Source organism: Motilimonas thetidivivens (genome assembly GCF_046452435.1).
GTDB lineage: Bacteria > Pseudomonadota > Gammaproteobacteria > Enterobacterales > CBDFNC01 > Motilimonas.
The window spans coordinates 89,431-116,260 of record NZ_JBKFDK010000014.1; the positions used below are offsets into that span (position 1 = coordinate 89,431).

General features: G+C 46.2%; 21 protein-coding genes. 9 read left to right on the plus strand and 12 right to left on the minus strand.

The window, feature by feature from the left end; translation table 11 throughout:
• Positions 1-57: 57 nt before the first annotated feature.
• On the plus strand, positions 58-1,044 hold the full coding sequence (gene acuI / locus ACK8OT_RS12055; RefSeq protein ID WP_410196770.1) for an acrylyl-CoA reductase (NADPH): 987 nt from the start codon (positions 58-60) through the stop codon (positions 1,042-1,044).
• Between the two features lie 325 nt (positions 1,045-1,369).
• Positions 1,370-2,392 carry a GGDEF domain-containing protein gene (locus ACK8OT_RS12060; protein ID WP_410196771.1) on the plus strand — a complete coding sequence of 341 codons (1,023 nt, stop codon included), beginning with the start codon at positions 1,370-1,372 and terminating at the stop codon, positions 2,390-2,392.
• A 4-nt stretch (positions 2,393-2,396) separates the two neighbouring features.
• Here the strand turns inward: ACK8OT_RS12060 and ACK8OT_RS12065 are convergent, their stop codons facing one another.
• The gene (locus ACK8OT_RS12065; protein ID WP_410196772.1) at positions 2,397-3,110 is read right to left on the minus strand and encodes a hypothetical protein; all 714 of its coding nucleotides are present in this window, start codon (positions 3,108-3,110) and stop codon (positions 2,397-2,399) included.
• Between the two features lie 131 nt (positions 3,111-3,241).
• Positions 3,242-4,744, minus strand: a complete 1,503-nt coding sequence (dacB, locus tag ACK8OT_RS12070; protein WP_410196773.1) for a D-alanyl-D-alanine carboxypeptidase/D-alanyl-D-alanine endopeptidase — start codon at positions 4,742-4,744, stop codon at positions 3,242-3,244.
• A gap of 172 nt (positions 4,745-4,916) precedes the next feature.
• Here dacB and ACK8OT_RS12075 point away from each other — a divergent pair, with 172 nt between their 5' ends.
• The 6 genes from ACK8OT_RS12075 to ACK8OT_RS12100 all read left to right on the plus strand — a co-directional run bounded on the left by ACK8OT_RS12075 (position 4,917) and on the right by ACK8OT_RS12100 (position 8,568).
• Positions 4,917-5,471: a sigma-70 family RNA polymerase sigma factor gene (locus ACK8OT_RS12075; RefSeq protein WP_410196774.1), complete on the plus strand. Its 555-nt coding sequence runs from the start codon at positions 4,917-4,919 to the stop codon at positions 5,469-5,471.
• On the plus strand, positions 5,461-6,027 hold the full coding sequence (locus ACK8OT_RS12080; protein WP_410196775.1) for a hypothetical protein: 567 nt from the start codon (positions 5,461-5,463) through the stop codon (positions 6,025-6,027). The genes ACK8OT_RS12075 and ACK8OT_RS12080 overlap by 11 nt, the downstream gene beginning before the upstream one ends.
• Before the next feature lie 8 nt (positions 6,028-6,035).
• Positions 6,036-6,263: a hypothetical protein gene (locus ACK8OT_RS12085; protein ID WP_410196776.1), complete on the plus strand. Its 228-nt coding sequence runs from the start codon at positions 6,036-6,038 to the stop codon at positions 6,261-6,263.
• Between the two features lie 115 nt (positions 6,264-6,378).
• Entirely contained in the window at positions 6,379-7,314 is a 936-nt protein-coding gene (pyrB, locus tag ACK8OT_RS12090) for an aspartate carbamoyltransferase (protein ID WP_410196777.1), read from the plus strand.
• Positions 7,311-7,766, plus strand: a complete 456-nt coding sequence (gene pyrI, locus ACK8OT_RS12095) for an aspartate carbamoyltransferase regulatory subunit (RefSeq protein ID WP_233071079.1) — start codon at positions 7,311-7,313, stop codon at positions 7,764-7,766. The genes pyrB and pyrI overlap by 4 nt, the downstream gene beginning before the upstream one ends.
• A gap of 325 nt (positions 7,767-8,091) precedes the next feature.
• Positions 8,092-8,568 (plus strand): Lrp/AsnC family transcriptional regulator, encoded by a 477-nt coding sequence (locus ACK8OT_RS12100; RefSeq protein WP_410196778.1) that lies wholly within the window; start codon positions 8,092-8,094, stop codon positions 8,566-8,568.
• 6 nt (positions 8,569-8,574) lie between these two features.
• Here ACK8OT_RS12100 and cobD read toward each other — a convergent pair whose 3' ends face one another.
• The 10 genes from cobD to metA all read right to left on the minus strand — a co-directional run bounded on the left by cobD (position 8,575) and on the right by metA (position 25,361).
• Entirely contained in the window at positions 8,575-9,657 is a 1,083-nt protein-coding gene (cobD, locus tag ACK8OT_RS12105; RefSeq protein ID WP_410196779.1) for a threonine-phosphate decarboxylase CobD, read from the minus strand.
• 17 nt (positions 9,658-9,674) lie between these two features.
• Positions 9,675-10,631: an adenosylcobinamide-phosphate synthase CbiB gene (gene cbiB / locus ACK8OT_RS12110; protein ID WP_410196789.1), complete on the minus strand. Its 957-nt coding sequence runs from the start codon at positions 10,629-10,631 to the stop codon at positions 9,675-9,677.
• A 76-nt stretch (positions 10,632-10,707) separates the two neighbouring features.
• On the minus strand, positions 10,708-13,521 hold the full coding sequence (gene prsT / locus ACK8OT_RS12115) for an XrtA/PEP-CTERM system TPR-repeat protein PrsT (RefSeq protein WP_410196780.1): 2,814 nt from the start codon (positions 13,519-13,521) through the stop codon (positions 10,708-10,710).
• Between the two features lie 24 nt (positions 13,522-13,545).
• Positions 13,546-15,141 carry an FAD-binding oxidoreductase gene (locus ACK8OT_RS12120; protein ID WP_410196781.1) on the minus strand — a complete coding sequence of 532 codons (1,596 nt, stop codon included), beginning with the start codon at positions 15,139-15,141 and terminating at the stop codon, positions 13,546-13,548.
• A gap of 99 nt (positions 15,142-15,240) precedes the next feature.
• The gene (locus ACK8OT_RS12125) at positions 15,241-16,056 is read right to left on the minus strand and encodes a PEP-CTERM/exosortase system-associated acyltransferase (RefSeq protein WP_410196782.1); all 816 of its coding nucleotides are present in this window, start codon (positions 16,054-16,056) and stop codon (positions 15,241-15,243) included.
• A gap of 241 nt (positions 16,057-16,297) precedes the next feature.
• Positions 16,298-17,377 (minus strand): EDSAP-1 family PEP-CTERM protein, encoded by a 1,080-nt coding sequence (locus ACK8OT_RS12130; RefSeq protein ID WP_410196783.1) that lies wholly within the window; start codon positions 17,375-17,377, stop codon positions 16,298-16,300.
• A gap of 194 nt (positions 17,378-17,571) precedes the next feature.
• Positions 17,572-20,313 (minus strand): XrtA/PEP-CTERM system TPR-repeat protein PrsT, encoded by a 2,742-nt coding sequence (prsT, locus tag ACK8OT_RS12135; RefSeq protein ID WP_410196784.1) that lies wholly within the window; start codon positions 20,311-20,313, stop codon positions 17,572-17,574.
• Between the two features lie 12 nt (positions 20,314-20,325).
• Complete coding sequence (locus tag ACK8OT_RS12140; RefSeq protein ID WP_410196785.1) at positions 20,326-20,541, minus strand: rubredoxin; 216 nt, start codon at positions 20,539-20,541, stop codon at positions 20,326-20,328.
• Between the two features lie 99 nt (positions 20,542-20,640).
• Positions 20,641-24,333 (minus strand): methionine synthase, encoded by a 3,693-nt coding sequence (gene metH, locus ACK8OT_RS12145; RefSeq protein ID WP_410196786.1) that lies wholly within the window; start codon positions 24,331-24,333, stop codon positions 20,641-20,643.
• Between the two features lie 101 nt (positions 24,334-24,434).
• Positions 24,435-25,361 (minus strand): homoserine O-acetyltransferase MetA, encoded by a 927-nt coding sequence (metA, locus tag ACK8OT_RS12150; protein ID WP_410196787.1) that lies wholly within the window; start codon positions 25,359-25,361, stop codon positions 24,435-24,437.
• Positions 25,362-25,475: 114 nt separating this feature from the next.
• On the opposite strand from metA, the gene ACK8OT_RS12155 reads away from it, so the two are divergent.
• The gene (locus tag ACK8OT_RS12155; RefSeq protein WP_410196788.1) at positions 25,476-26,735 is read left to right on the plus strand and encodes a cyclic di-GMP phosphodiesterase; all 1,260 of its coding nucleotides are present in this window, start codon (positions 25,476-25,478) and stop codon (positions 26,733-26,735) included.
• Positions 26,736-26,830: the final 95 nt, after the last annotated feature.

Consider the following 26,830-nt stretch of genomic DNA (forward strand, 5'->3'; position numbering starts at 1 on the left):
TGCTTATGCTGAAAATAGAGTAAACACACTACTTTCAAATACTTTTAGGAGCGACTTATGTTCAACGCACTGCTACTGCGCCAACAAGACAATCAAACCTTAGCCAGCGTCGAGCAAGTCGATGAAACTCAACTACCTGAAGGTGAAGTATTGGTCGCGGTGGAATATTCATCGTTAAACTACAAAGATGCCCTCGCTATCACAGGCAAAGGTAAAATAGTGCGTCAGTTTCCTATGGTGCCCGGCATTGATTTCACCGGTAAGGTGATCAGCTCAAGCGACCTGCGCTACCAGCCGGGACAACAAGTGGTATTAACGGGCTGGGGAGTCGGAGAAAGCCATTGGGGAGGCTTAGCCGAAAAAGCCCAAGTAAAGGCTGATTGGCTAGTTCCGTTAAACGAGGATTTAACGGCTCAGAAATCAATGCAACTTGGTACTGCGGGACTAACAGCAGGTCTGTGTGTACAAGCGCTGCAACAAGCAGGAATAACCCCAGAGCAAGGCGAAATATTGGTTACTGGTGCCAGTGGCGGCGTAGGTAGCGTTGCCGTTGCATTACTGCACGCCCTTGGCTATCAAGTTGCCGCGGTGACAGGACGAGCTGAAAATAGCGCTTGGCTAACTGCGTTAGGGGCCAACCGTATTGTCAGTCGCGAAGAGATGCTTAGCCCAAACCGTCCCCTCGACAAACAACACTGGGCGGGCGCTATTGATACGGTGGGGGGTCATGTGCTGGCCAAGGTATTAAGCCAAGTTAACTACAATGGCGCGGTTGCGGCGTGTGGCTTAGCCGGCGGGTTTGATTTACCCACCACAGTGATGCCTTTTATCTTACGCGGAGTGAAACTATTAGGCGTTGATTCGGTCAATTGTCCATTCGCACAACGCCAGCAAGCCTGGCATTTACTGGCAACGACGCTGCCACCATCTTATTTTCAACATGCTTGCCAGAGCGTCACCCTTGACCAAGCGGCTGACTATGCTGCGCAGCTACTGGATGGCAAAGTAACAGGCCGCGTGTTAGTGGAAATTAATCCGAGCTAATCCTGCTCATAACAAAGGCTACAGCGATCTATACCCAAGCATCTTGAGGTTGATTAGGTGTTGCAACCTAATCACTGTAGCCTTCGACGAAATCCCATCAAAATAAGCACGTTATAACTCTCAACTCGCCATTCAACGCTCAATGGCTCACTCAACTTAAATCGGATTCGGTGTGTGTTAAGTCGCAAAATAAGCGATAGCTGTTGGCCTGAAGGCGCGCAAATTCATATTTATCGAGAAACCCAAGCCAATTTCAGCTAACTTTAGCATAATGCTTTGTAATACGTTTAAGCACTTTCTATGGCTATGTTTGGCACAGGTAATAATGAGTAAGAAACTTTTTCAACAATCTACCGAGAACCTGCGTAAAGCGGTTCCCTTGATGATCAAAAACCAAGTGCCCACCACGCCGACTAACTATGCTCTGTGGTACACCTATGTGGATAACAGTGTGCCGCAAATGAACAAGGAGCTAGACCAAACCATCGCCGATTATGGCATGTGCCCGCCGGCAACGGGCGAAACCTTATATCGCACATACATCGCCAGTAAGACAGAAACCGATATTCGCCAACTGCGTACTAGCTTAGAGTTATTACTCAATGAAGTAACCCATTCTATGTCTGACACCTTGGCCGACACCCAAGAGTTTCAAACCATGATAGATAAAAATTTTGATTGTTTGGCACGGGTCGAAGACGAAGGTTTATCATTCGATGAGGTGATGGAATTGGTGCGCGGGTTGATTTCAGAATCAAAAGAAATCCGCCACTCTACGCGTTTTTTGAATAATCAGTTGAATAACGCCAGCGCCGAAGTGACACGACTCAAGGCGCAGCTAGAGCAAGTACAGCAAGACGCCCTTTATGATGGCCTATCCGGCTTACTAAACCGCCGCGCCCTCGACAACGATCTTGCTAGCATTTGTGCTGCCAATCAGCCTTTTAGTTTTATCTTGGTGGATATCGACCATTTTAAAAAATTCAATGATGAATATGGCCACTTGTTTGGCGACTCCGTGATTAAAGCCATTGCTCGTCGCTTACAATTAAGTTGCCGCGATGGCATTACCGCTTACCGGTTTGGTGGTGAAGAGTTTGCTTTATTGGTGCCCGCAAAAAACTTGCGGATTGCAAGACAGCTAGCCGAGTCTATTCGCCGCGCCGTAGAAAAAGTGTCGGTGAAAGATAAACGCAGTAACCAACAGGTCGATACCATCACAGCCTCTTTTGGTGTTACTGAATTTACCCCAGGGGACAGCGCCAGTCTGTTAATCGACCGAGCTGACAAACAACTATACGAAGCCAAACGCCTCGGTCGTAACCGCGTGTTACCTATGTCTGTTTAACGGCTTAGGCACTCAGCTCTATGCTCAGAGGCAGTAAAGCTTGTAGTAATCGCTTTCTCGCAGGCCGCACATCCATCGCGAGATCATGCTGTAATTGCTTGAGAGCAACAAGATGAGTGACGCGATAACCGGCTTCCAAACCAGTCATGGTTCGGTCATGCTGTAAACAACGCAACTGAAGCTGCTCTACTATCCCAGCAGAGCGCCAATCTAAATCGGATAAGTCTGGCCAAGGTTGGGTATTACCCAATAGAGTTAGCCCAGTTGTGATACCTGAGGCCACGCCAGACACATGTTGATGCGCCGCAACGACATGATAGTTTTGCAGTAACAAAATTGCCTTACGATAATGATCCCCTGACAATGCGGGGCTATCTGCCGCAATATAGATGAACTGCTGTAAGCCTTGCCGGCGCAGCTGTTCATCTAACTCAACGAGGTTATGACCTATGCCGCTGCCATGATAACTAACTACTTGCCATGGCTGCTTTTGTTGATGCGTATCTGCGAGGTATTCAGCCCAACTAAGATCTTGCTCAGGAACCGCCAACACCACCTTTCCCGGCCAAACCTTCGCATCTTCCAACGCGCATTCAATAAATAACTGGCTCAGCTGCATCGCTCGTTTAGCGCCTAACTGAGCTGCTAATCCCAAACGACAATGACCCAAGCGAGGCCGTTCAAGCAACACCACTAAGCTGGGAATAAATCGTCTCATGCACACCTCACATCAGTCGGATTCACGAGCTTGTTGCCAAGCAGTCAATAAACGACATAAATATCAACAGAATCTACTATACCAAATATTCTGCGTGCGCCTATTTGTCTGCAACAAATATGAAACTAGTGTCACTGTTTTTTCTGCGTTTGCCCGGTTGTCAATAACTCAGTGAAAAAGTCACGCTCAAACTGACGAATAGGATTTAGCTTATTCTTGTACTTTTTGGCATGCCTTGGTGGCAGGTTATAACCCGATACCATATAGGCAAATAATCTTGGTCCTTGAGTGGTTTCGATAACGCCCACCATATTAACAACGCTCTTAAGTGAGCCAGTTTTACCTCGCACCTTGCCTTTTAACGCATCGACACGCAATGAGGTGCGCCATTTCAAAGTACCGTCCACACCCGAAATGGCTAAAGAATCCAACAGCTTTAGTTTGGCTTCATTGTTGTAAACATACTGCATTACCTGCAACAGCTGGTCGACCGTCACTAAGTTGTGGCGCGATAAACCTGAGCCATCGGCCATGATGGCATCATACAAATCCAACTTGGCTTGTTTTTTAAGGATGGCCTTCACTGCCGCTTCACCACTGCGATAGCTTCCCGCTTGGTTAAAATATTCTGCCCCTAGGGTTTTAAAAACCACATCGGCAATCAGGTTATCCGAATCCTTTAGCATCTTTTTCAGTAGGTGATTCAAGGTAGCCGAGCGCTGCCTGACGAGCACCTCACCTTCCGGTTCAACCGTTGATTCCTTTAAAATTTGTCCGGTATGGGTGATCCCCACCGCTTTTAAATCAGCCGTAAGAATACTGGCGAAGTAAGTAACAGGATCGTTAACCGAGAATTTCATCGGGATGGCATCTTTGCCTGCCACAAAACAACCTACAAGTTCATAGTGATTAGCATCACCGCGATGCAGCTCTAAACCACAATGACGATCGCGCATCTCACGCCACGTTTTAAGCGCATAAGTGCTATTAGCAACGCGAATCGGCTCATGGGGAGGAATAAACACACGGGTTTCCCCTTGTTTAGTCACCGAGAGATTACCTTGCACGCAGTTGCGATTAATAATCACCGCACTGGCAGGAGAGGTATAACACACGCCTAAATCATTCCATGATTGGCCATTACTCCAGTAGTAGCCATCAAATCGAGCCACGTTGATCAAGATGTCACCGCTAATCTTGCTCACGCCGCTTTGACGTAGCGTTTTTAGCATCTCGCGCAATTGCTCACGGGTAAAATCAGGCGCACCCGACAAACGAAAGCGAATATCCTGCGTGATTGTGCCTTGATTTAGGCTAGCTTTAGTTGCGGTTTCTATCTGTGTGTTAAAGCGATAGCTCCCACCTAGAAATAACTTGGCAGCGGTGGCAGTGATCAGTTTTTGGGTACTGGCGGGTGCTGAATTAAGATATCGATTTTGCTGGTTAATCACGGTACCGTCCGGTTTCGCCACCACATAAGCCAACATTGGCTTAGATTCCATATCTTCAAATTGTGCTCCCGCCCACGCAGAAGCCGATAGCCAAAACAATAATAACCCAATACCACGCACCATGATGGCGAACCCTCCTCTAAACTGAGTCAATAGCTTAGGACTTTCATCTAAAAAAAGCATCAACTTTTCACCAGATTAACCCATTTCTCAATATCTTTGGTTGATAACTCTAGAGCGAGGGAAATCAAGCAATCTCAAGTCACTAGCAACAGAAATATAGTGGCAAAACTTGAGCGCGATGCAGGGCTAAGGTATGTTGGAGCCATCTAGTTTTTGTTGCGGTGGAATGCGCTTGAGTAATTCAGAACCATTAACCGATGAGCAGCTGATGCTGAACTACGGACAAGGCGATGCAGCCGCTTTTGAGCAGCTGTATCAAAAACATAAGGGCGGCGTATATCGTTATTTTTTACGTCATTGTAGCCGTGCTGACGTGGCAGAAGAGCTGCATCATGATATTTGGATGAAGCTGATTAATGCCCGTGAAACGTATCAACCAACGGCAAAGTTTACAACTTGGTTGTACACCTTAGCGCATAACCATTTGGTGAATTACTATCGCAAGAATAGCAAGGCTCAGCTGCTTGATTTTGATGACATCGCCGAGCCAGAAGACGAACTCCCTGAGTTGGAACAGCAGCTCACTCACAGTCGTCAGGCTAATGATTTAATTAGCCAAGTTGAAAGTTTACCCGCGCAACAAAAAGAAGTGTTTTTGCTGCGCCACGAGGCGGGATTTAGCTTAGAGGAAATTGCTAGCCTAACTAAATCAAGTTTTGAAGCGACGAAAAGCCGCTTGCGCTATGCCATGACCAAGCTGAAAAAAGGGGTTTCATATGAGCAATAAATCACCGATTCATGATGATGCCATTGGCCAACAGTATCAGCAACAAAGCAATGAACTGCCGAGCAACGCATTAGATCAGCAAATCTTAGCAGCTTCACGTAAAGCGGTCGCTGCCAAGCCTCAAGCAGTTAGTCATAAGCGCAATTGGCGTAATATGCCGTTTATTCCCGCTATTGCTGCCTCGTTTTTTGTCGCTGCTGTATTTTGGGCGCAACACGAGCCAGACAATGAGCAACTAAAACCTCAAGCTGACATAGCACCTATGTCTATATCAGCTCCGGCATTATTAAAAAATGCCGCACCACAATTGATGGAGCAAACTGAAGTCGCAGCGCTAGCGGATCCGGCGCCCGTTGAGCAGTTAAGTCAGCTACAGGGGGTGCTTGAGCAGCGCGCGCAAGCCTGGTGGCTGATTACCCCAGAGCAGGAATTATTAATCAAAACGCCCCCCAGTAATATTGCCGAGTTTGCCAAGCAACCGGCAACAATCCAAGGGGTAGTGACTAACAGTAATGGTGTAACAGAGTTAACCATTCAAGATATTAAATTAGATTAGGAGTTCACATGGCATCTCAAGGCTCAACCGGTAATGTCATTGCCGCAATTTGTAGCTTTTTTATCCCTGGCCTCGGCCAATTAGTGCAAGGTCGCATCTTAGCCGCACTGTTGTTTTTCTTATTTGTTACTGCAGGCCACGCGATTGCAGGTATCACCTTTGGCATTTTCTTCATTATTTCCGTGCCACTACACATTTGGTGTATCGTCGACGCAGCCATATACAAAGGCGATTAGTCAATCTGGCCCAAGCTAAGCTTGGGCCAATTCTTACCGATAAAACATAAGCATCGCGCGACAAGGGGTGTTATAATCTCGTTCCGGTTGTTCCACGCACCCGGCAGGAAGAAAAATGACAAACCCCTTATATCAGAAAGACATCATCTCAATCGCTGATTTGTCCCGCAGTGAACTTGAGCTTATCGTAGCAACAGCAAAAAAACTCAAACACCAACCCCAACCTGAACTGCTTAAGAATAAGATAGTGGCAAGCTGCTTCTTTGAAGCGTCAACTCGTACTCGGCTTTCATTTGAAACCGCAGTACAGCGCCTTGGCGGTTCGGTTATTGGCTTTGACAGTGGCGGTAACACTTCACTTGCACAAAAAGGGGAAACCTTATCGGATTCGGTTAAGGTCATCTCGTCTTATGCTGATGCTTTCTTTATGCGCCACCCACAAGAAGGGGCTGCACGCCTTGCTGCGGAGTTTGCTTCGATTCCGGTGATCAATGGTGGTGATGGTTCAAACCAGCATCCAACCCAAACCTTGCTGGATCTGTTCACCATCTATGAAACCCAACAGCAGCTTGAAGGCTTGAACATTGCCTTTGTCGGCGATTTAAAATATGGCCGCACCGTGCACTCATTAGCGCAAGCCTTGTCATTGTTTAACTGTAATTTCTTCTTTATTGCTCCCAGTGCGCTGGCGATGCCAGATTACATTTTGGAAGAATTAGATGATGCCGGTATTAAATATTCTCTGCATAGCAGCATTGAAGAAGTCATCGATGAACTGGATATTTTATACATGACGCGGGTGCAAAAAGAGCGTTTTGATGAAACCGAATATCAGCATCTAAAATCGGCATTTGTCCTCAGTGGCAGCATGTTAGAAAACGTGCGCGAGAACCTGAAAATTCTGCATCCGCTACCGCGCATAGACGAAATCACCACTGATGTTGACAGCACGCCTTATGCCTATTACTTCCAACAAGCTGAGAACGGCGTCTACGCAAGACAAGCCTTGTTGGCCTTGGTATTAACCAACTTTTTCCAGGAGCAAGCATGAAAAAGAAGTTAGAAGTTCAAGCCATAGAAAATGGTTCGGTGATCGATCATATTGCTGCTGGACAAGGTGTCAAAATCCTTAAGTTTTTTCAACTTACTGACACCAAGCAAAAAATCACCATAGGTTTGAATTTACCAACGGGTGGCAGCCAGACTAAAGATTTGATCAAGATTGAAAACACTCAGATCACCGATGCCCAAGCCAACCAATTGGCGTTATTTGCTCCCGATGCCACTATCAACTTGATTGAAAACTACGATGTAGTTAAAAAATTCAAGGTGCATTTACCTGAATCCATCAGCGGTGTGCTAGCTTGCCCGAATTCTAATTGCATTAGCCACAGTGAGCCGGTTGATAGCCAATTTTACATTCGTCAAAAGCAACAAATTAAGCTCAAATGCCACTACTGTGAAAAGAGCTTCGCAACGTCCTTCTTTAAAGAATTAGACTAATTCCTTTAGTCAGATTCTTGCCATAAAAAAAGCGATTCCGATGAATCGCTTTTTTTATCTCTCTATATGAACTTAGGTGTCATTCATCTTTGCCGGTAAGCTTAGGTGCGAAATCTTCGCCTGAGCGGCTAATCACTTGCGGTAACAAGGTTTTTGCCAAAATAATGGGTAATTATTCCTGCTGCTCAGCTGTGCCCCACTGAGAAAAATAATAGCTAATACAAGACGCAATAACTTACCTTTTTAACCCAAACCTTGCTATAAATAAGCAATAAAATTTCAACAATAAAAATAATTGAGCAATTATTATTTAAGGAAGTTCAAAGTGGCGAAATTAGACCGTACCGACAAACTCATTTTGACCCTAATGCAAGAAAATGGCCGCATCAGTAATTTGGAACTTGCCGACCAAATAGGCCTTTCTGCGTCCCCCTGTTCACGCCGAGTAAAAAGCTTAGAAGAGGCGGGTTATGTTGATAAACACGTTACCTTGCTCAACCCGCAAAAGTTAGGCCTTAAACTGACGGCCTATATCCATATCAGCATGGATCGGCACACCCCAGATCGGTTTGAGAATTTTGAACGTGAGGTGGCACAGTATCCGGAGATCATTGAGTGCTGCTTGATTACAGGAATGGATGCCGATTATCAACTCAAGGTAATGGTGCCCGATATGGAGGCTTACCAAGAATTCCTATTAGGTAAGTTAACTCGGATCCCCGGTGTCACCGGCGTGCGATCGAGCTTTATGCTACGCAGTATTTTTCATAATACCGCGCTGCCCCTTAATCACATCAAGTAAAATTGCTTAAGCATCATAAAAGCTCAGTTGCCGCAACGTAGTAATCAAACGCTGATTGTCGCTGCGGCTTTTTATGGCTAGACGAATGTAAGACTCATCTAGGCCATGAAAATTACTGGCATTACGAATAACGATACCTTGATTAAGCAGCACTTCACGCAGGGCTGTTGCTTGCCAAATGGGAGGTAATTTACAAAGCACAAAATTAACCCGCGATGGATAAGCAACCCAGCCCGGCAACTGGGCTAATTCAGCCATTAAAAACGCCCGCTCTGCATTTAACCATTGCAGCGAAGCTTCAATATACTCGCTATCTTCAACTGCCGTCACCGCCGCCACTTCGGCCAATGCATTCACGCTCCAAGGTTCGCGTATTTGTGCAATCCGTTCAATTAACGCAAGCTCATGACAGATCGCAAAACCAAGGCGTATGCCAGGCAGGGCAAAAAATTTGGTTAAGGCACGGATAACAAAAACATGCGGCAAACCTAAGCGAGCGACACTGCACGCTTCACCATTATCGACAAATTCAATAAATGCTTCGTCTACCAGCATTCGGCAATCATGATTTTGGGTCAATGTGGCCAACTGCGCCATTTGCTCTAAATCGATAAACTGACCCGTTGGATTATTAGGATTGCAGACCACCAGCACATCATAGTGTTTATTCGCCAGCTGGGCGCTAACCTGCTCTAGGCACAAACTAAACTGACATTGCTCATGCAACAGGCAATAATCAACTTTAGCGCCAATCGCTTCACCAGCCCGCTGATACTCTGCAAAGGTAGGGCCTATAATCAACACCTTACTTGGCGATAACGCTTTAAAATACAAATAAATCAGCTCAGTAGCGCCGTTACCTTGGATAATATTGTGACTTGGTTGCTGGCAATACTCGGCCAAGGAGTGGCGTAATTGCACATAATCTGGATCGGGGTATTGGACTAAACAATCCAGTTGCTCGGTTAAGGCACGACGAACACTTGACGGTAAACCAAGCGGGTTTATATTTGCACTAAAATCGAGCCAACCTTGCTCGCCGTATTGACGAATCAAACGATGTACATTTCCTCCATGTAGCTCGCTCATACTCTCTCCCTAAACACTTAATATCCAACAAACACAGCTAATCCGACCATGACCAATGCGAAACTCAACAACGAACTCACATAGACCAAGGCAACGTTTTGCTTAATGTGCTCGAGTTTAAAAGCGAGGTGGTTATCTCCTATGGTTGGCTTAGCTTGCTGCTGGCCAAAATACGAGGTCAAACCACCAAATTGCACGCCTAAAGCCCCCGCCACAGCCGCTTCGGGATGCGCCGAGTTTGGGCTGGCATGATTGTGTCGATCACGCCAAAATATCCGCCAAGCACCACGCCAATCGTAACCCAACAGAAACGCCGCCATCGGGATGACCAAGGCCCCTGTGATACGCGCAGGTAACCAATTGGCCCAATCATCTAAACGCGCAGAAAACCAGCCTAAGGCCAAATAGCGCTCATTCTTATAACCCCACATGGAGTCAAACGTATTGATGGCCTTATAGGTCGTCACCAGCGCGGCGGTCGCGCCCGGCAACCAAATACTGAGAATTGCTCCCAACAAAATATAAAATAGCGGCGCGGTAATGGCATCGACGATATTTTCTGACAAGGTTTCCATGGTGCTGCGAATGACCTGCTGCTGATCCATCTCATCCGTATCTCGGCTAACCAAATAGCTTAACTCTTGCCGCGCCTGCGCCATGTTTCCTTGCTGCAAAATCCGCCTAACCTTAATGCCTTCCTGACATAAGCTACGCGTAGCTAAGCAAGTATAGAGCAGGTAAAGTTCAAGCAACCAATGGCTCTGCGCCAGAGTTAAGCTAACTGCAAATACCACGATTAAGATCAATAAATTGGCAATAACGCCGTAAAGCCGAGGCGGGATATTTAAACGGCCATAACTTGACTCGGCACCCTTAATTAATGCGCCGATACCTTGCACTGGATGCGGGATGCGGTGAGGATCACCAAATATCAAATCGGCGAGGTAAGCCAACAAAATTACAATGGGGGTCAGAGCAGCCGCCTAACTTGCTATAAATAAGGGCGCCTAAGTTAACAAAACTTAGGCGCAATAGACAGAGTTGGGCAAGTTAACTCAGCGATGACAATAACGCCTTGCTTTCGGTTAAAGCTGGATAATCGGCAAAATCAGCAATGAGCTTTTCCAGAACCGCTTTAGCTTCTTCTTTTTTGCCGTTTTTGATCATCGCCTGCGCTAAATGATGTTGAATTTCGGGATTATCAGGTGCGGCTTGCACCGCTCGGGTTAACAAGCGCTCGGCGGTTATGCCGTCACCTTGATGCAATAAAATGACCGCAAGCGTATCTAGCACGCCGGGGTTATTGGGAGCCATATCATGAGCTGATTGGGCATGCTTTAATGCTTGGGGGAAGTTGCCTTGCTTTTGATATAACCACGCCAGATTATTTTCAATATGATAATCAGGCTCGACCAAATCACTTAGCCTAACAAGTGATGCAATCGCGGCTTGATCTAGGCCTGCCAACATTTGATAGTCAGATAGAACTCGCAGCGCTAGCACGTCCTGCTGATAACGCTCCAGCCACTGCGATAGCAGCTTAATAGCTTGCTGCTCCTCTCCTATCGACCAGTGGGCGTTAGCTAGCTGGACTAATAAAAAGTTAGTCTCTGCAGCTTGCAGTGCCCGCTCATAATAGCGGATAGAGTCAGCAATATTGCCTTGTGCCAACTCCAACCGTGCTTGCATTTCATCTACCATAGCCGTGTTAGGGAAACGCTGGCGATAACTGTTAATCGCTTCACGGGTCTCAATATATTTTCGCTCGCTTAATAGCAAACGAATATCCAACATCGCCATGGGTGGGTAGAAAACATTCGCTTGTAGTGCTTTATCTAACTCACGTCTGGCCGCGGCTAAATCATCGCTCATCGCGTAGGCAAAGGCCAAATGAAAATGCCCTAAATAGCTGGCCGGATAGCGAGCGGTAAAGGCCTCCAAGCGTTGCTTAGCTAAGTCCCATTGTTGGAAATGCTGTAACAGCACCCCGCTATAAAATAAGATTTTGGCTTGTGCGGGAGTTGGCTGAGGGTGTTTTTCCAGCATGTTATTTGCTAAGACTAACGCTTGCTGCGGCCGGTTGTTGAAAAACAGGTACTCTATCATGGGTAAATTCACCTCTAAGTTATCCGGGTGATAACTTAAGGCTTGATTCAAATAATCCAGAGCTTGCTCCAATTCGCCAGCCCTAATAGCTAAATAATGTAATTGCATTAGGCTTCTTAGATCTGTTTTATCTTGTACTAATACCTCTTGATATCGCTGTTTGGCCAGCGCGTAGTCTTTGTTTTTTAATGCCAGCGCAGCCAAATTGTAGAGCGCTGATTTATTATTCGGCGCAATAGTCAGCGCTTGAAGGAAAGCTTGCTCAGCGGGCTCAAACTGCTCATTGAGAAAATAGGCCGCCCCCTGCAATAACCAACCAACCTCTGACTCAGGCAGACGTTTTTGCAGTGCCACTGCTCGCTGCAATGCCTCGTTATAATCTCGTTTTTTCAAATAATTGAGGATCAAGGCTACTTCTATCTCTGCTTGCTCTGGTAGCTGCTTTTGTACCTCCTGTAACTGGGCTATACCTTGTTCTATGTCGGGTTGTAAAAAAGCGGCTTTTGCCATGAGTAAACTAAGCGACTGGTCGTCTTGCGCCAACTGCGCAGCCTGTGCAAACAGCTGACGAGAAAGAGTGAAATCGTTATTGTTTAGCATGGCTTGGCCAGCGGCTTTGAGCAGGCTTGCATCTTGTTGATTAAAGTCAGATGAATTAAGCACGCTCAAGGTTTCGGTGGCTGCAAGCTCGTCACCTAACTTAAATTCGATAGCCGCCTTTAATTTAATGCCATCACTGTAATTGGGGTACGCGTAGGTGACCTTAGTGATGTGCGCAAACGCTTTTTCATATTGCTCTAATGAATAAGCAGACGTCGCCGCAACAAAATGCGCAGCTATGTGCGCGCCATCTAAACCTAACACTTTATCTGCCATATCAAGAGCCGCTTGATACTGCTTATCTTCGAGCAATAAATAGGCCTTAAGGTAGTTGGCTTCAACATGATTGGGTATAGCCTGAAGAATTTTTGCCAATGTTTGCTCAAGCAATTCATCTTGCTCGTCAAGGAGATAGGCACGGGCCAAATTAACCAAAACATCGGGATTAGCGTGCTGTTGCTGAGCCAATTGTTTAAATTGCTCAATCGCTTGGGGGTAGTCCTCCTTAGCCATCAACACTTTCCCTCTTAATTGCATCGCCTTAGCAAATAAAGGCTGTTGCTTGAGGGCTTGATCTAGGTTGGTTAAAGCTTGATCTAGTTCATCGAACTCCAATGCTTGCAGGGCACTGGCAAACAGCAATTCCGCTGTCACTTTCTCCAACTCACGCGCTTGAGCTAAATAAGCCAAAGCTTGGTCATTTTGCTCTTGCTTGGTTAACTGATCTGATAGCAAAGCAAGCTGGGCCTGCAAGGCAAAACGGTCGACGGCTATTTCATCAGACCAAATATCAACAGGTTCAAGTAATTGAGCCACCCTTTGATTGTCGCCTAGTACCAGTAATACCTTAGCTAACGCTAAGCGATTTTCGGGCGTATCCTGCTGCGCCACAACCTTACTTAACTCTTTTTCGGCAAATAAGTACATGCCGATAGTTTCATAAGACTGTGCCAGGAGTTGTTGGGCTTCAATGCGTTGTGGATTTACCTTCAACACATTTTTCAATTCTATGATGGCGCTTTTATGATCATTTTGCTGTTGGTAAGACTGAGCTTGCTGGAATGCGGCCTGCTCATCAATGCTACCTTCACCACATCCTTGTAACCCCACTATGCAGATAAAAATAACGTAACTCAACCAAGTGCTAATAGGTTTCATAGTTTGTTTCCTTACTGATTAATCCTACTCTTGATAACGCCCCGGTGAAAAAATCATATTTGGATCTAAGGTTTGCTTAATTCCCCTCACCACTTGTAAATAACCAGCAGCAGCGGCTGGCAGCATAGTCATTGCGCGTGTTGAAAGACGATAGGGAAAGTAACCTTCACTGGTTAACGCGCTGAATAAAGCGTCATGACAAGCCAAGGCTTGTTTTTCTTGCTCGGCATTCTCTCTGTCGTAGGTGATACAGATAACGCAATCTATACAGCGCTCGGTTAACAAGGTCATTGATATGGCAGGCTCAAAGCCGTACTCCAACAAGTATTTATAAACCAAATGTTCAAGCCTTGTAGCATGCTCACCTGTCATAGGCGCGACCGGCGCTAGCCAAAGTAAACCGCACTTATCTCTGTCAGGGTGCGCCGCATCCATTTCAGGCGGTGGCTGTTTTTTACGCCAATAGGTACTGGGAATAAAAGCATTGGTGGGTACACCTTGTTTCAAATGATAAACAGGTAAACTCTTATCAAGCGCCCCTTTAAGATCGAATCCCGTTACCCATTGATAGGGAGTTTGTACCAAGCGCGCCACTCGCAATAAAGTATCATCAAGAAACTTAATTTTATGGGAAGGAATATGTTTAAGGGCTTGTTTGATTTTCCTTCGTGCCACAGCAACTTCTAGCCAAGTGCCATATAAGGCTCCCGATGCATTCCATTCTTTTGCGTCTAGCTGTTTCAATCTCTGCGCCAACCACTCCCGAGATAAAGGGGTGGCCTCCTCCATTGCTTGCCATGGATACTGATCAAAAGCGGACACAACTTTGTCACCGTTCACTAAATGCATAGCACTTTTTAAGGTGCCATCTAACCGAAGTGGCCGTAACGCATCAACCATGGGGCCAAAATCAGCCTTATCAACACTGCAAAAGAAGGCTTGGAAATATGCCGGTTTAGGCATCAACCAAATCGTCATTTGCGTCACTACCGCAAAAGATGACTGACTAAATAGGCCATCAAGGTACGGACCTACACCCCAATGATAAACCTCGGCAGCTTGTGCATTTGCAAAGCGAGCGAAGCCTGTTTTAAAGCATTCACCATTGGCTAACACAACTTCAAGGCCACTGACATTAGCAAAGTGGTCGCCATAGGGGGTATGACCAAACCCTCGCTCCATGGTGTTACCAATAATGCTGCACTCCTGCGATGAGCCGGTGGCATCCATCCACAGCTTCCCGCCCTGCTGCTGTAAAAAATCGTATAGTTGTTTTTGGGTAACACCCGGCTCAACTGTGACATAAGCCAAATCTGGATCAAACTTAACGATATTACGCATCAGGCTCAAGTCTAATATGGTACAGCCATCCGCCGTGGGCACCGCTGAACCATAACCCCAGTTTTTACCAGAACTAATTGGGTAAAGCGGATCTTTAAATTCATTGGCAAGCTTAACAAGGGCTTGAACTTGTTCGGCTGACTCGGGTTTAAGCACGGCCTTAACCGTTTCGGTCGTTTCATAGGTTGCGGTTTCATAAGGCTGTAACTGCTCAGGCTGAGTAAGTAGATTATCAGTCCCTACTACCTCTGCGTATTTTTGGAGTAATTCCTCATTCATCAAGCTATTCCTCACCTAAACCGTATTTTTGAGTGTAGTTAAAGGCCCTCTCTTTCGCTCGACTAAGTCAAAATAAATCCTCGCTTGATCGATAGTGGGCTAATGCTTCATGGCTTTGGCGAGCCCCTTTTCTAAGTTCAAATGTAATAATTTAAAACCCGGCGAGAGATTTCTTAAAAATAATACCGGGTTAATGTAATAAGGGGCGCGTTTGCCATGGTATTCCACGGTCGGTCCAATCTGCTTAAACTTAATCCCAACAAAACGCATACTTCTCGCTAACCTTGGCTCCATCATGACAAAGCAATGTTCTATGTCTTGATTGATTACAATTGAGGCTGCGCTCAGATAAAGACCAATAGCAATAAAAGGAAAACAGCGTAGTTCGGTTTCGGAATAGGTATCTTCATTAACCGCACCGGTTTCAGCACCAGCAAATTTATCTGCATTACGTCGACGAAATTCAGCGGGCACCGCAAGTCGCGAAATTTCGCATATTTTGTGACGCGGGAAATTGGCCGGATTGAGGTGCGGATCGGTTATCGCTCCCTGACAATACTTTTCTAATGGCAACAGTTGATCGGGCTGTTGCGGTGTCACCACGCGGACACAGCCCGCATAATGATGGCTCGCCTTATGCTCAATCACGCAAAAGATGGAGTAAGGGTCAAAATCGTCTTGCTCTTTGCCATCTGGCTTAGGAGGTTCAAATGCCAGTTCTTCACAGTAAACGTTATGACGTATTTTATGCACCTCGTCGCGTAAGGCAGGCTCATGAGCTATCAGAGGTTTGAGATATTCGTCGAAATGGTGGGCAATTTCATTCGCCTCTCGACTGGCTTTAAATGAAACCACTTTGCGTATTAGATAGTTGATACCGGGTAGATGAATTAGCTCACGCTTGAGGTTACTCATACTGCACTTCCCTGAATAGCTTCATTGACTAACGTTACTCGCTGCCATCCTTGATCAAACAGATAACTGCTTAGATACCCTCACTGACTCATAATGACCACAACTTGTCATCAACAAGGGAGAGAGCGAATATCTAAGTAATCAGCGCCGCAAGCCTTAGGCTAGGCTGTCAGCTTTTTTTACAACTTAGGCAAACCCAAAAAAACCAAGCACCTAATGAATTAGGTGCTTGGCATCGAGATTATTTTTTACGACGAATTTGCGATAAGCCCAATAGACCTAGGCCGAATAACGCCACTGAAGCAGGTTCAGGTATTTTTAACGATGCCGTTGCTGTCGTAGCGGTTGTCGCTTGAAAGCTATATTCACGACCCGCAACTAGAAATTCGTTAGAGCTCAGAGTAATAGTATCGTTAAACTGAGCAGTTCTAACACCCGGTGCACCATCTGTTCTTGAGTTAGAAAAATTAAGCTCTGTACCAGCCCAGGTTAGTATACCGACACCAGTTGCTTCATCCACCAACTCAAATGTTTGGCTAAAGCTGACAACGGTATTGGCGCTTTCTGGTGCATTAGGTATTACGTCAACAAAGGACTGCGCAAACAACGAGGCCTCAAAAGTCACATTGAAAAGCGTATCTGGACCGGTCCAAACAAAGGTAACGGCAGAGGTTAAATCAGTCCCTACATTAGCAAAACCTAAACCATCAGAAATGAGCTCGACTGTGCTTTCAGCGCCGATATTAGTACCCGTCGTAAGATAGTCAAATACTTGAATATCTGGAGTTAAAGGATCATTATCGTGATCAATAAACACGCCTACGTTATTAACTACACCATCACCATTTAAATCATAGTCAATAGCAGTTCCTGAAAGAAGGGAGTCGGAGTAAGAGCGATTAACAAGATCACGAGTCAGATAGTTCATCTGTGTGGTATTAAAATCGTTATTGACTAAGGTACAACCAGAGCCAACACAGTAATCATTTGGATCGTAATCAATCTCGAGAGCAGCTATCGAGCCACCAGCAGCAAGCACCTCAAATGGTTTTATTTCTATGCCACCATCATCTTTGGTTACGCCATTTAGCGTAGCAGTAATTTCTGATGTGTTACTACCTGCAGGAAGTGGGCCTGAGGTGTTCGTTGGTCCAAAATTAAGATTGGAAAATGTTACATCGTTATCATCGTGAAAGCGTAGGTTTTTCAATTCTAGGGTTGATGTGGCAAGCACACCAACAGCGTAAGCGGGAAGTGACATACCTGCAAACACTGCTCCCGCAAGGGCAATATTGAGGGCTTTCTTAGTAAACTTGTCCATGGTTTTACACCTCGTATTTAGGATGATTCAAAGGCCAAACTACAACCTCTGAACCTACCAATTGCATACAAGGTGCCAAGTTTTTAAATCGATTGTATTTCAGCTGGTTAAGGAAAATTGGTCGCCGCTTTTCGGCTCCGGCTGAACAGATGTGTAAAAGATCCTGACACCCACAGTTCGAGCACGCTCAGCGCCTAGATACCTTGATTCATCAGGACAATAGCTTGCAATGCATTAGCTTGCTTTTTGATTGCAGGCTGCATGGTTCGCCCCGAAAATCGCTGGAGAATAACTTGTGCCTGCTGGTAATCTTCCAATCCTAGATAGCCTTGCGCTAAGTGTAACCAGATTACATCTTCTCTCTGGGACGGAGAGATCTGCTCTAACATCTTAATGGCTTGCTGATAATCCGACTGCGCCATTAGCACGGTGGCATAGGTATCAATAACTTGGTGGTTTTGCGGGGCAAGCTGATAGGCCTGTTGAATCAAGGGCAAGGCCATATTGACTTGCCCGAGTTGATTATAACTCCAAGCGAGATTGTTAAGCGCCACGATATGTTGTGGATAAAGTTGCAACAAACGCTGCCAGTTTTGTTGTGCTTTAGTAGTATCGCCTCGTTGCCATGCTAGCTGCGCATGCGCCTCCAATAAATCGGGCTGATCAGCAAAATTCCCTGAACCGTTAGTGATTAACTTTTCCGCCTTAACCGGTTGCCCAATAGCATAGATGTAAGCTAAATCGATTAAAGCCGGTTGCCAAGTGCCCGCCGCGAGCTGGGATTGGATCGCCGAATTTGCTCGGCTTAGTTCACCTCGAGTGAGTGCAAGATAAGCATTTAACTCTGACTTTTGTAACGGCGTTAACCCATCGGCACGTGCCAAAGATAGCTCGACATCACGCCAATGGCCGAGCTGAATATGCAATCGCACCACCAGCTCGCTATACCAGCCATTTTGATCGAGTGGGTATTGCAACAAGCTGGCAAGCAGATCCTCGTAGGCCTGCTGGCGAAGTTTAATATGGGCAAGTAAGGCGAGGTATTTTTGCTGCAACGTATGGCTAGCCAATAAATTGTGCAAATGTTGTTCCGCCTGAGACCAATGACCTAACTGCACATGTGCCAGCGCACTTAACCATAATCCTTCGGCACTGGCTTGATGTGTACTCGATAACCCAGCTAATTGACTTAATGCTGACTCGGCCTGCTGTTGTAAAATACTGAGCCGAATTAAGGTCCATTGATTGGACAAGGAAAGCGGTTGATTAGCGGTTGCAAGTAAACGCTGCATCGCTTGCTCAGGTTGTTGCAGTTGCAAGTCGATATCTACCCATAAGCTCAATGCCTTTTGGTCTATTGGCGCTAGGTTAGCCAAACGCTCCAAGCTGGCCTGTGCACCGTGCCACTTGCCTTGGGCGTGTTGGCTCAGTGCAAGTAAATACAATAAGGCAGGCTGTGATGTTTGCTCAAAGGCGGCTTGCAAACTTTGCTCCGCTAGCAGGGGCTGCTGCTGCGCCAACTTCAACCGTGTGAATAAGGTATAACCTTGTAGTTGATTACCCGAGGTGACCGCATCAACAATAGCTTGGGCTTGGTGCCATTGCTCAGCCTTTAGGTATGTATCAAATAACAATTGTTGGCCTTGCTCCGAGCCTTGTAACTCACTTGACTCGAGCGCTGCAATGCCTTGCTCTAGGTCTCCTTGCAACAGCTTAACCACCGCCTTATTGGCGCTGTTTTGCTCAGTTTCAACCAGCCTATTCGCTTTTTCCAGTAAACGCTGGCCGGTTACGCCGCTCCCTTGCTCGATTAATGCTGAGGAAAGAGACAGCAACAGCGGTAATTGAGCCACTTGTTGCCACTGAGCTCGCTCTAGAATTAAGGCTGATTGTTCTAGCTTGCCCAGTTTCATGAGCGTATCGGCTAGCAACTGTTGCACTACATGCTGGTTGGGAAAGGTATCAACCGTTTTTTGCAGTTGACCATAAGCTTGCTCCCAGTTACCCAAGTAGTAATGACTAATGCCGTTAACCAAGCGTGCCGGATAACTTTCGCCTTGCGCAAGAATTTGCTCACTTAAGCGCAATGCAAGATTGAAGTCTTGTTGCTGCAATGCGAGATAAGCTTGATTAAAGATATGTTGAGGCTGCTTAGGATCGCGCTTTTGAACCTCGGCAATATAGCGTTGGGCAGCAGGTAAATCGGCCATTGCAAAAGCAATATCGACTGCCAATAAATAATAACTGACCCGATCAGGTGCTATGGTTAGTAGCTGTTGTAACGACCTGTTAGCCTCATTGTAACGCTTTAAGGTATATAGCGTCTTTGTTTGTAACCACAAACTTCTCTGGTCGTCTGCCTGCACCGCTAATGCTTGTTCAAGCCAGCCTAACGCGGCTTCGGGTTGCGCTTCAGACAACAATATCATCGCTTTGGCAACGTGATGATAGAGGCTCTTGGGCGCGACCGCGGCCAGTTTACTATACCAATCCAGTACTGACTGTTGCTGTAATGCGAGAGCGGCTTCAATGTGGTACATCAGCAATTCAGCTTGCTGCTCAAAAGTCAGACTGGGGGCTACATTCAAGCGCGTGATCGGCTCATAGTTGCCTTGCCAACTGTAGGCGCTGGCAAGGGCAACTCGCGCTTCCTCGCTACCCAAATGATTCGCAACACGTAATTCTTTCACCGCGGCATCCAGCTGATAATCAGCCAAATACAGCAAACCAAGCTGCAGTCGAGTCGCTGCGTTTTTATCATCTTGGCGGATGCTTTGTTTTAAATGATAAGCCGCACTTGGCCAATCTTGCTGCTCAATATACAAATTTGCTTGTGCTTGATGCTCTTTCGCCGTTGGGCCACCGCAAGCGGGAAGCAAAGCACAGCCAAGCACAAATATCGAAGCGTGTAATCGTTGCAAAGCAAAGTTGCTCATAAGCAAGCCCAATTAACTCATCACCTGCATATCAAAACTGGCTTTATCGGCACCACAATCTGGACACGTCCAATCATTTGGTACATCTTGCCAAGTTGTCCCAGCAACGATGCCATCTTCGGGCCGACCTTTGGCTTCATCGTAAATAAAACCACAAATCTGACAACACCATTTTTTCATCGCCATAAACCCACCATTACCCAAATTACGCCCAACATATTCAGCCAAAACATAATGCTTTGTTACTAAGCATAGCTGTCAGCTAACAGAAGGCACAAAAAAGCCGCTTGAAAAAGCGGCTTCGGGGAGGTCATTGCATCGCTTGCACTAAGCGTCTGGGTTATAACCCAAATTCGGTGCTAACCAGCGCTCTGCTTCGGCCAAGGTCATGCCTTTACGTTTGGCATAATCTTCAACTTGATCCTGCTGGATTTGCGCCACGGCAAAGTACTTACTTTCTGGATGAGAGAAGTACCAACCTGAAACCGCAGCTCCCGGCCACATAGCGTAGCTTTCGGTTAGTTTCATACCAATTTCGTTTTCAACGTCAAGCAGCTTCCAAATTTCACCTTTTTCGGTGTGCTCAGGACAGGCAGGGTAACCCGGCGCAGGACGAATGCCTTGGTACTTTTCACGAATTAAATCTTCGTTGGCTAGGTTTTCATCGGGTGCATAGCCCCAAATTTCTTTACGCACTTTTTGATGCAGCAATTCCGCAAAGCCTTCTGCCAATCGGTCACACACAGACGACATCATGATGGCGTTATAGTCATCATGATTAGCCTTGTACGCCTCGATTAAATCTGACTCACCAATACCACCGGTGACCGCAAAGGCACCAACATAGTCGGCTTTACCCGACGTTTTCGGCGCCACAAAGTCAGATAGACAGTTGTTAGCAAAGCCTTCACCTTTTTTAGTTTGCTGACGCAAGCCACATAAGGTGGTTAGCACTTGGCTACGAGATTCATCGGTATAAACTTCAAGATCATCACCCACGCGGTTAGCTGGGAAAATGCCCAAAATACCGGCCGCTTGTACCTTGCCGCTGGCTTCAAGCTCATCCAGCATGGCATTGGCATCCTTAAACAGACGCTTGGCTTCTTCGCCAACCACTTCATCTTCAAGGATGCGAGGGTATTTACCCGCCAGCGACCAAGTCATAAAAAACGGCGTCCAGTCGATAAATTCACGAATCTCTTTAATCGAAAAGTTTTCAAATTTATGAATGCCCGGCTGCAAAGGCGCAGGCGGTGTGTAGCTATCCCAATCAAGCGCTAAGCCATTAGCGCGCGCTTCGGCTAATGTCACCGGCGGCGTGCGCGGTTTTTTACGCGCATGTTGCTCGCGTACGGTTTCGTACTCTTTATTGAGACGCTCAACAAAAGCAGGCTTGCCATCTTCACTGAGTAAGGTTTGACAAACACCCACCGCGCGAGAGGCATTCGGCACATACACCACTGGATGGTCATAGTTTTGTTCTATTTTAACCGCGGTATGCGCCTTAGAGGTGGTTGCACCACCAATCAGTAAGGGGATGGTAAAGCCTTGGCGTTGCATCTCTTTAGCGACATGCACCATCTCATCGAGTGATGGGGTGATCAGGCCTGACAAACCTATCATGTCGGCGTTTTCTTCTTTGGCCACTTTTAGGATCTTGTCGCACGGCACCATCACGCCTAAATCAATAATTTCATAGTTATTACATTGCAACACAACGCCAACAATATTTTTACCGATATCGTGCACGTCGCCTTTTACGGTCGCCATTACTACCTTGCCCGCCGTTTGCGCTCCTTCACCCTTTTCTGCTTCGATAAAAGGCTGCAAGTAAGCAACAGCACGCTTCATTACCCGCGCCGATTTAACTACCTGAGGTAGGAACATTTTACCGGCGCCGAATAAATCCCCGACCACGTTCATGCCGTCCATTAATGGCCCTTCGATCACATGCAATGGACGCTCGGCATTGGCTCGCGCTTCTTCGGTGTCTTCTTCGATAAACTCAGTAATGCCTTTAACGAGGGCGTGCTCAAGACGCTTGTTAACAGACCAGCTGCGCCATTCTGCCGCTTTAGGATCTTCCGCTTCCGCGCCAGATTCGGCGTATTTTCCAGCAATATCCAGTAATTCTTCGGTGGCGCCAGGGTGGGTGTTAAGCACCACGGCTTCCACTTTTTCTTTTAGCTCGGCTGGAATATCGTCGTAAATCGCTAGCTGGCCGGCGTTAACGATACCCATGTCCATGCCGTTTTTAATACAGTAATAAAGGAATACGGCGTGGATTGCTTCGCGCACTGGGTTGTTACCACGGAACGAGAACGACACGTTAGACACACCACCGGAAATCATCGCGTGCGGCAGGTTATCTTTAATATCTTTAACCGCATTGATGAAGTCCACCGCGTAGTTGTTGTGCTCTTCAATACCGGTTGCTACCGCAAAGATGTTGGGGTCAAAGATGATGTCTTCCGGTGGGAAGCCCACTTCATCAACCAGAATGCGATATGACTTCTGACAGATTTCAAACTTACGTTCACGGGTATCGGCTTGGCCAACTTCATCAAAGGCCATCACGATCACGGCTGCACCGTAGCGACGGATCAGCTTAGCTTGCTTGATAAAGTTTTCCTTACCCTCCTTCATACTGATGGAGTTAACGATGCCTTTACCTTGTACACATTTCAGACCAGCTTCTAAGATCTCCCATTTCGATGAGTCGATCATGATCGGCACTTTCGAAATTTCTGGCTCGGTGGCACATAAATGCAGGAATTTTTCCATACAGTGCAACGAATCCAACATGCCTTCGTCCATGTTGATATCGATGATTTGTGCGCCTGCTTCCACTTGTTGCTGTGCCACTTCGAGTGCGGTGTCGTACTGCTCCTCTTTAATCAGACGCTTAAAACGCGCCGAACCAGTTACGTTGGTTCGTTCACCGACGTTTTGGAATAAGGTTTCTGGGAAGATATTAAGGGGCTCTAAACCACTTAAGCGACACGCAACTTCGATTTCAGGCAACTCACGCGGTTTTACCCCTTCAACCGCCTTGGCCATGGCTCTAATATGAGCAGGTGTGGTACCACAACAGCCACCCACCAAGTTTAAAAAGCCTTGCTCGGCCCATTCCTTGATATGCACCGCCATCTCATCGGCTTCAAGATCATATTCACCAAACGCGTTCGGTAATCCCGCATTGGGGTGTGCCGACACGTAGGTTTCACAAATACGAGACAATTCTTGCACATAGGTACGCAGCTCATCAGGGCCTAAGGCACAGTTCAAGCCAAAGGAAATAGGCTTAACATGACGTAGCGAGTTATAAAACGCTTCGGTGGTTTGCCCCGATAAAGTACGTCCCGACGCGTCGGTAATGGTACCGGAAATCATCACGGGTAAAGTGAAACCGAAATCGTCAAATACGCTTTCTACTGCGAATGCCGCTGCTTTGGCATTTAACGTATCAAAGATGGTTTCAATCAAAATGATGTCCGAGCCACCTTCAATCAGTGCCTTGGTTGACTCGCGGTAGGCCTCAACCAGCTGATCAAAGGTAATGTTACGAAAGCTTGGGTCGTTTACATCTGGCGAAATAGAAGCGGTGCGGTTAGTTGGGCCTAATACGCCCGCCACAAATCTTGGATTGGATGGATCTTCAGCCGTTTTTGCATCAGCAACTTGGCGCGCTATCTTAGCCGCTTCATAGTTGATTTCTGCGGATAACGATTCCATGTCGTAATCCGCCATCGCAATGGTGGTGGCGTTAAAGGTATTGGTTTCTAGAATGTGCGCGCCAGCATCAAGGTAAGCCTTGTGAATGTCTGCAATCAACTGTGGCTTAGTCAATACCAGCAGGTCGTTGTTACCTTTAACATCGCAATGCCAATCAGCAAAACGTTCGCCGCGATAGTCGGCTTCTTCCAGTTTATAGGACTGGATCTCTGTTCCCATACCACCGTCAATTAGCAAAATTCGCTTGGCTAATTGTGCTTCCAATAACTGCTTTTTATTTTCCATTGCTTCTACTGCCTGTGCCGCGGTCATAATTGTCGCGATTGTATCATATTTGTGCTGAGTTAAGGGTTTAGCAAAACACCTTTGGTCAGTGCTTAGTTGGCTTATTCGCTACGTCCAAGTTGGTCTAAATCATAAGGCGTTTCTTGATAAACGCAGTAATTCAACCAGTTGCTATAGAGTAAATTACCATGGCTGCGCCAAGTTGCTCTTGGTGGCTGCTCTGGATCACCATTGGCATAATAGTTTACTGGTACATTAGGGTTTAGCCCCTCATTAACATCGCGCACGTATTCCTGATGCAAGGTATCAGAGTCATATTCGGGATGGCCCGTGATATAGACTTGGCGACAATCTGTGGTTGCAGCCAGATAGACACCTGCTTCTGCTGAGTTTGCAAAAATATTCAAGTCGGTATGCTTAGCGATGGTCTCTGGACAAAACTTAGCGTAACGAGACAAAGGCGCTTGGAAGAAATCATCAAAGCCGCGCACTAAAGGGTGCTGCTGATTGAAAGTTTGATGCTCAAACACCCCTGAGTATTTAGCCTCGTGGGATTCTTTTTTCAATCCATATAAAACGTTTAATGCCGCCTGCGCAGCCCAACATAGAAATAGTGTCGAGGTCACGTTATGTTTCGACCACTCTACAATCTCGACAAACTTATCCCAGTAGTAAACATCTTCAAACGGAACCGTGCCCAAAGGAGCACCGGTAATGATGAAACCATCCCATTTCTGGTTCTTAACACGATCAAAATCTTGATAAAACGCGTCTAAATGCTCTTTTGGGGTATTTTTCGAAGCCCGCGCATCTACCCGTACCAGCTCAATATCAACTTGTAGTGGCGTATTTGAAAGCAAACGCATCAATTGCGTCTCGGTTTCAATTTTCTTTGGCATTAAATTTAAAATCAATACCTTAAGCGGACGGATATCTTGATGTATCGCTTTCGATTCTGGCATTACAAAGATATTTTCAGATCTTAACACGTCAACCGCAGGTAAAGCGTCTGGAATACGAATAGGCATGGTTTTCTCCAAAAATGTCTAGACTTCCAGAAGTCTACATAAAAGAAGTTGGCTTGTCAGCTAGGAGTTGCTATATGCTAAAGTTATAACATTAGCTTCGTTGCCAAGGATCATATGGCGGAACTCAAAATATCGGTGAACCGATTACAATTAGGTAATTACGTTAAGCTCCCTGTAAATTGGGGCGACCATCCCTTTTTGTTTAGTAATTTTAAAATTAAGTCGCAAGAGCAGATCGAGGTGATCCGCAACCTTGGGCTTAAACACGTCACTATCGTACCGGATAAATCCGATAATCTGCCCCTAGCTGTTGATACCCCCATTCCCGTCGCATCACATGAACAAGCTGATACCACCAAAGCGTTAGAGCTAGAACTATGGCAGCAAAAGCAAGATCGTATTGAAGAGCTCAAAGACTATCGCCGCAAATTACAGAAATGCGAAAAAGAGTTTACCAAGAGCATGTCGCAAGTACGCTCTGTGATGGGAAAAATTCTTAACCGCCCCCTCAATGCCATCACTGAAGCGACGGAATTAATTGAGTCGATGGCAGAATCCTTAATGAGTACAGATAACTCTGTGTTGCACTTAATGAGTGAGTCTAAAGAAACCGAAGCGCTTTATTATCATTCTTTAAATGTTAGTGTGTTAAGTATGATGCTAGGCAAGGCGTCAGGTTGCACGCTGGAAGAGATAAAAATGCTAGGTCTTGGCTCTCTGTTCCACGACATAGGCACAATTAAGCTGCCATCGAAAATCGTTCGAGCTGTAGCTCCACTTTCAGCTGCAGAAAAGCACCTTTATCAAATGCATTGTAACTATGCCATCGATCTACTGAAGCTAGTTGAGGACTTTCCCGAAGCGGCTAAAACCATTATTTTACAGCATCATGAAGCCGCAGATGGCAGTGGCTATCCAGCCAAACTAAAACTTAATCAAATCGATAAGCTAGCCCAAATAGTTGCAGTGGTGAATCGCTATGACAATATTTGCCACCCAACTAATATTAAGCAGGCGAAAATTCCATACCAAGCCTTGTCTATCATGTTTAAACAACAGGCTAAGGAATTCAATAAAGATTATTTAGGCCGATTAATCAAACTACTCGGTATTTATCCACCCGGCAGTGTAGTACAACTTTCTAGCGGTCAAATTGGCATGGTGATGTCCGTCGCATCCGATCGACTGCTATTCCCTAAAGTACTCGTGTTTGATCCTGCTGTTCCTCGTACCGAAGCCCCCATCATAGATCTGGAGGCAGCCGAACTTACCATTGAAAAGGTGATCAAACCGCAAAGCTTGCCTGCCAATGTCCATGAGTATCTAAACCCCAGAGTAAGAACCAGCTACTATTTTGAGCACGATGATAAATAGATCCTTTTAGGACCGGAGCTTGCTCTTGGCATCTGTTTGGTTTTTCTACAGACGTAAAAAAGCCCTTACATTGCTGTAAGGGCTTCTTCAAATAA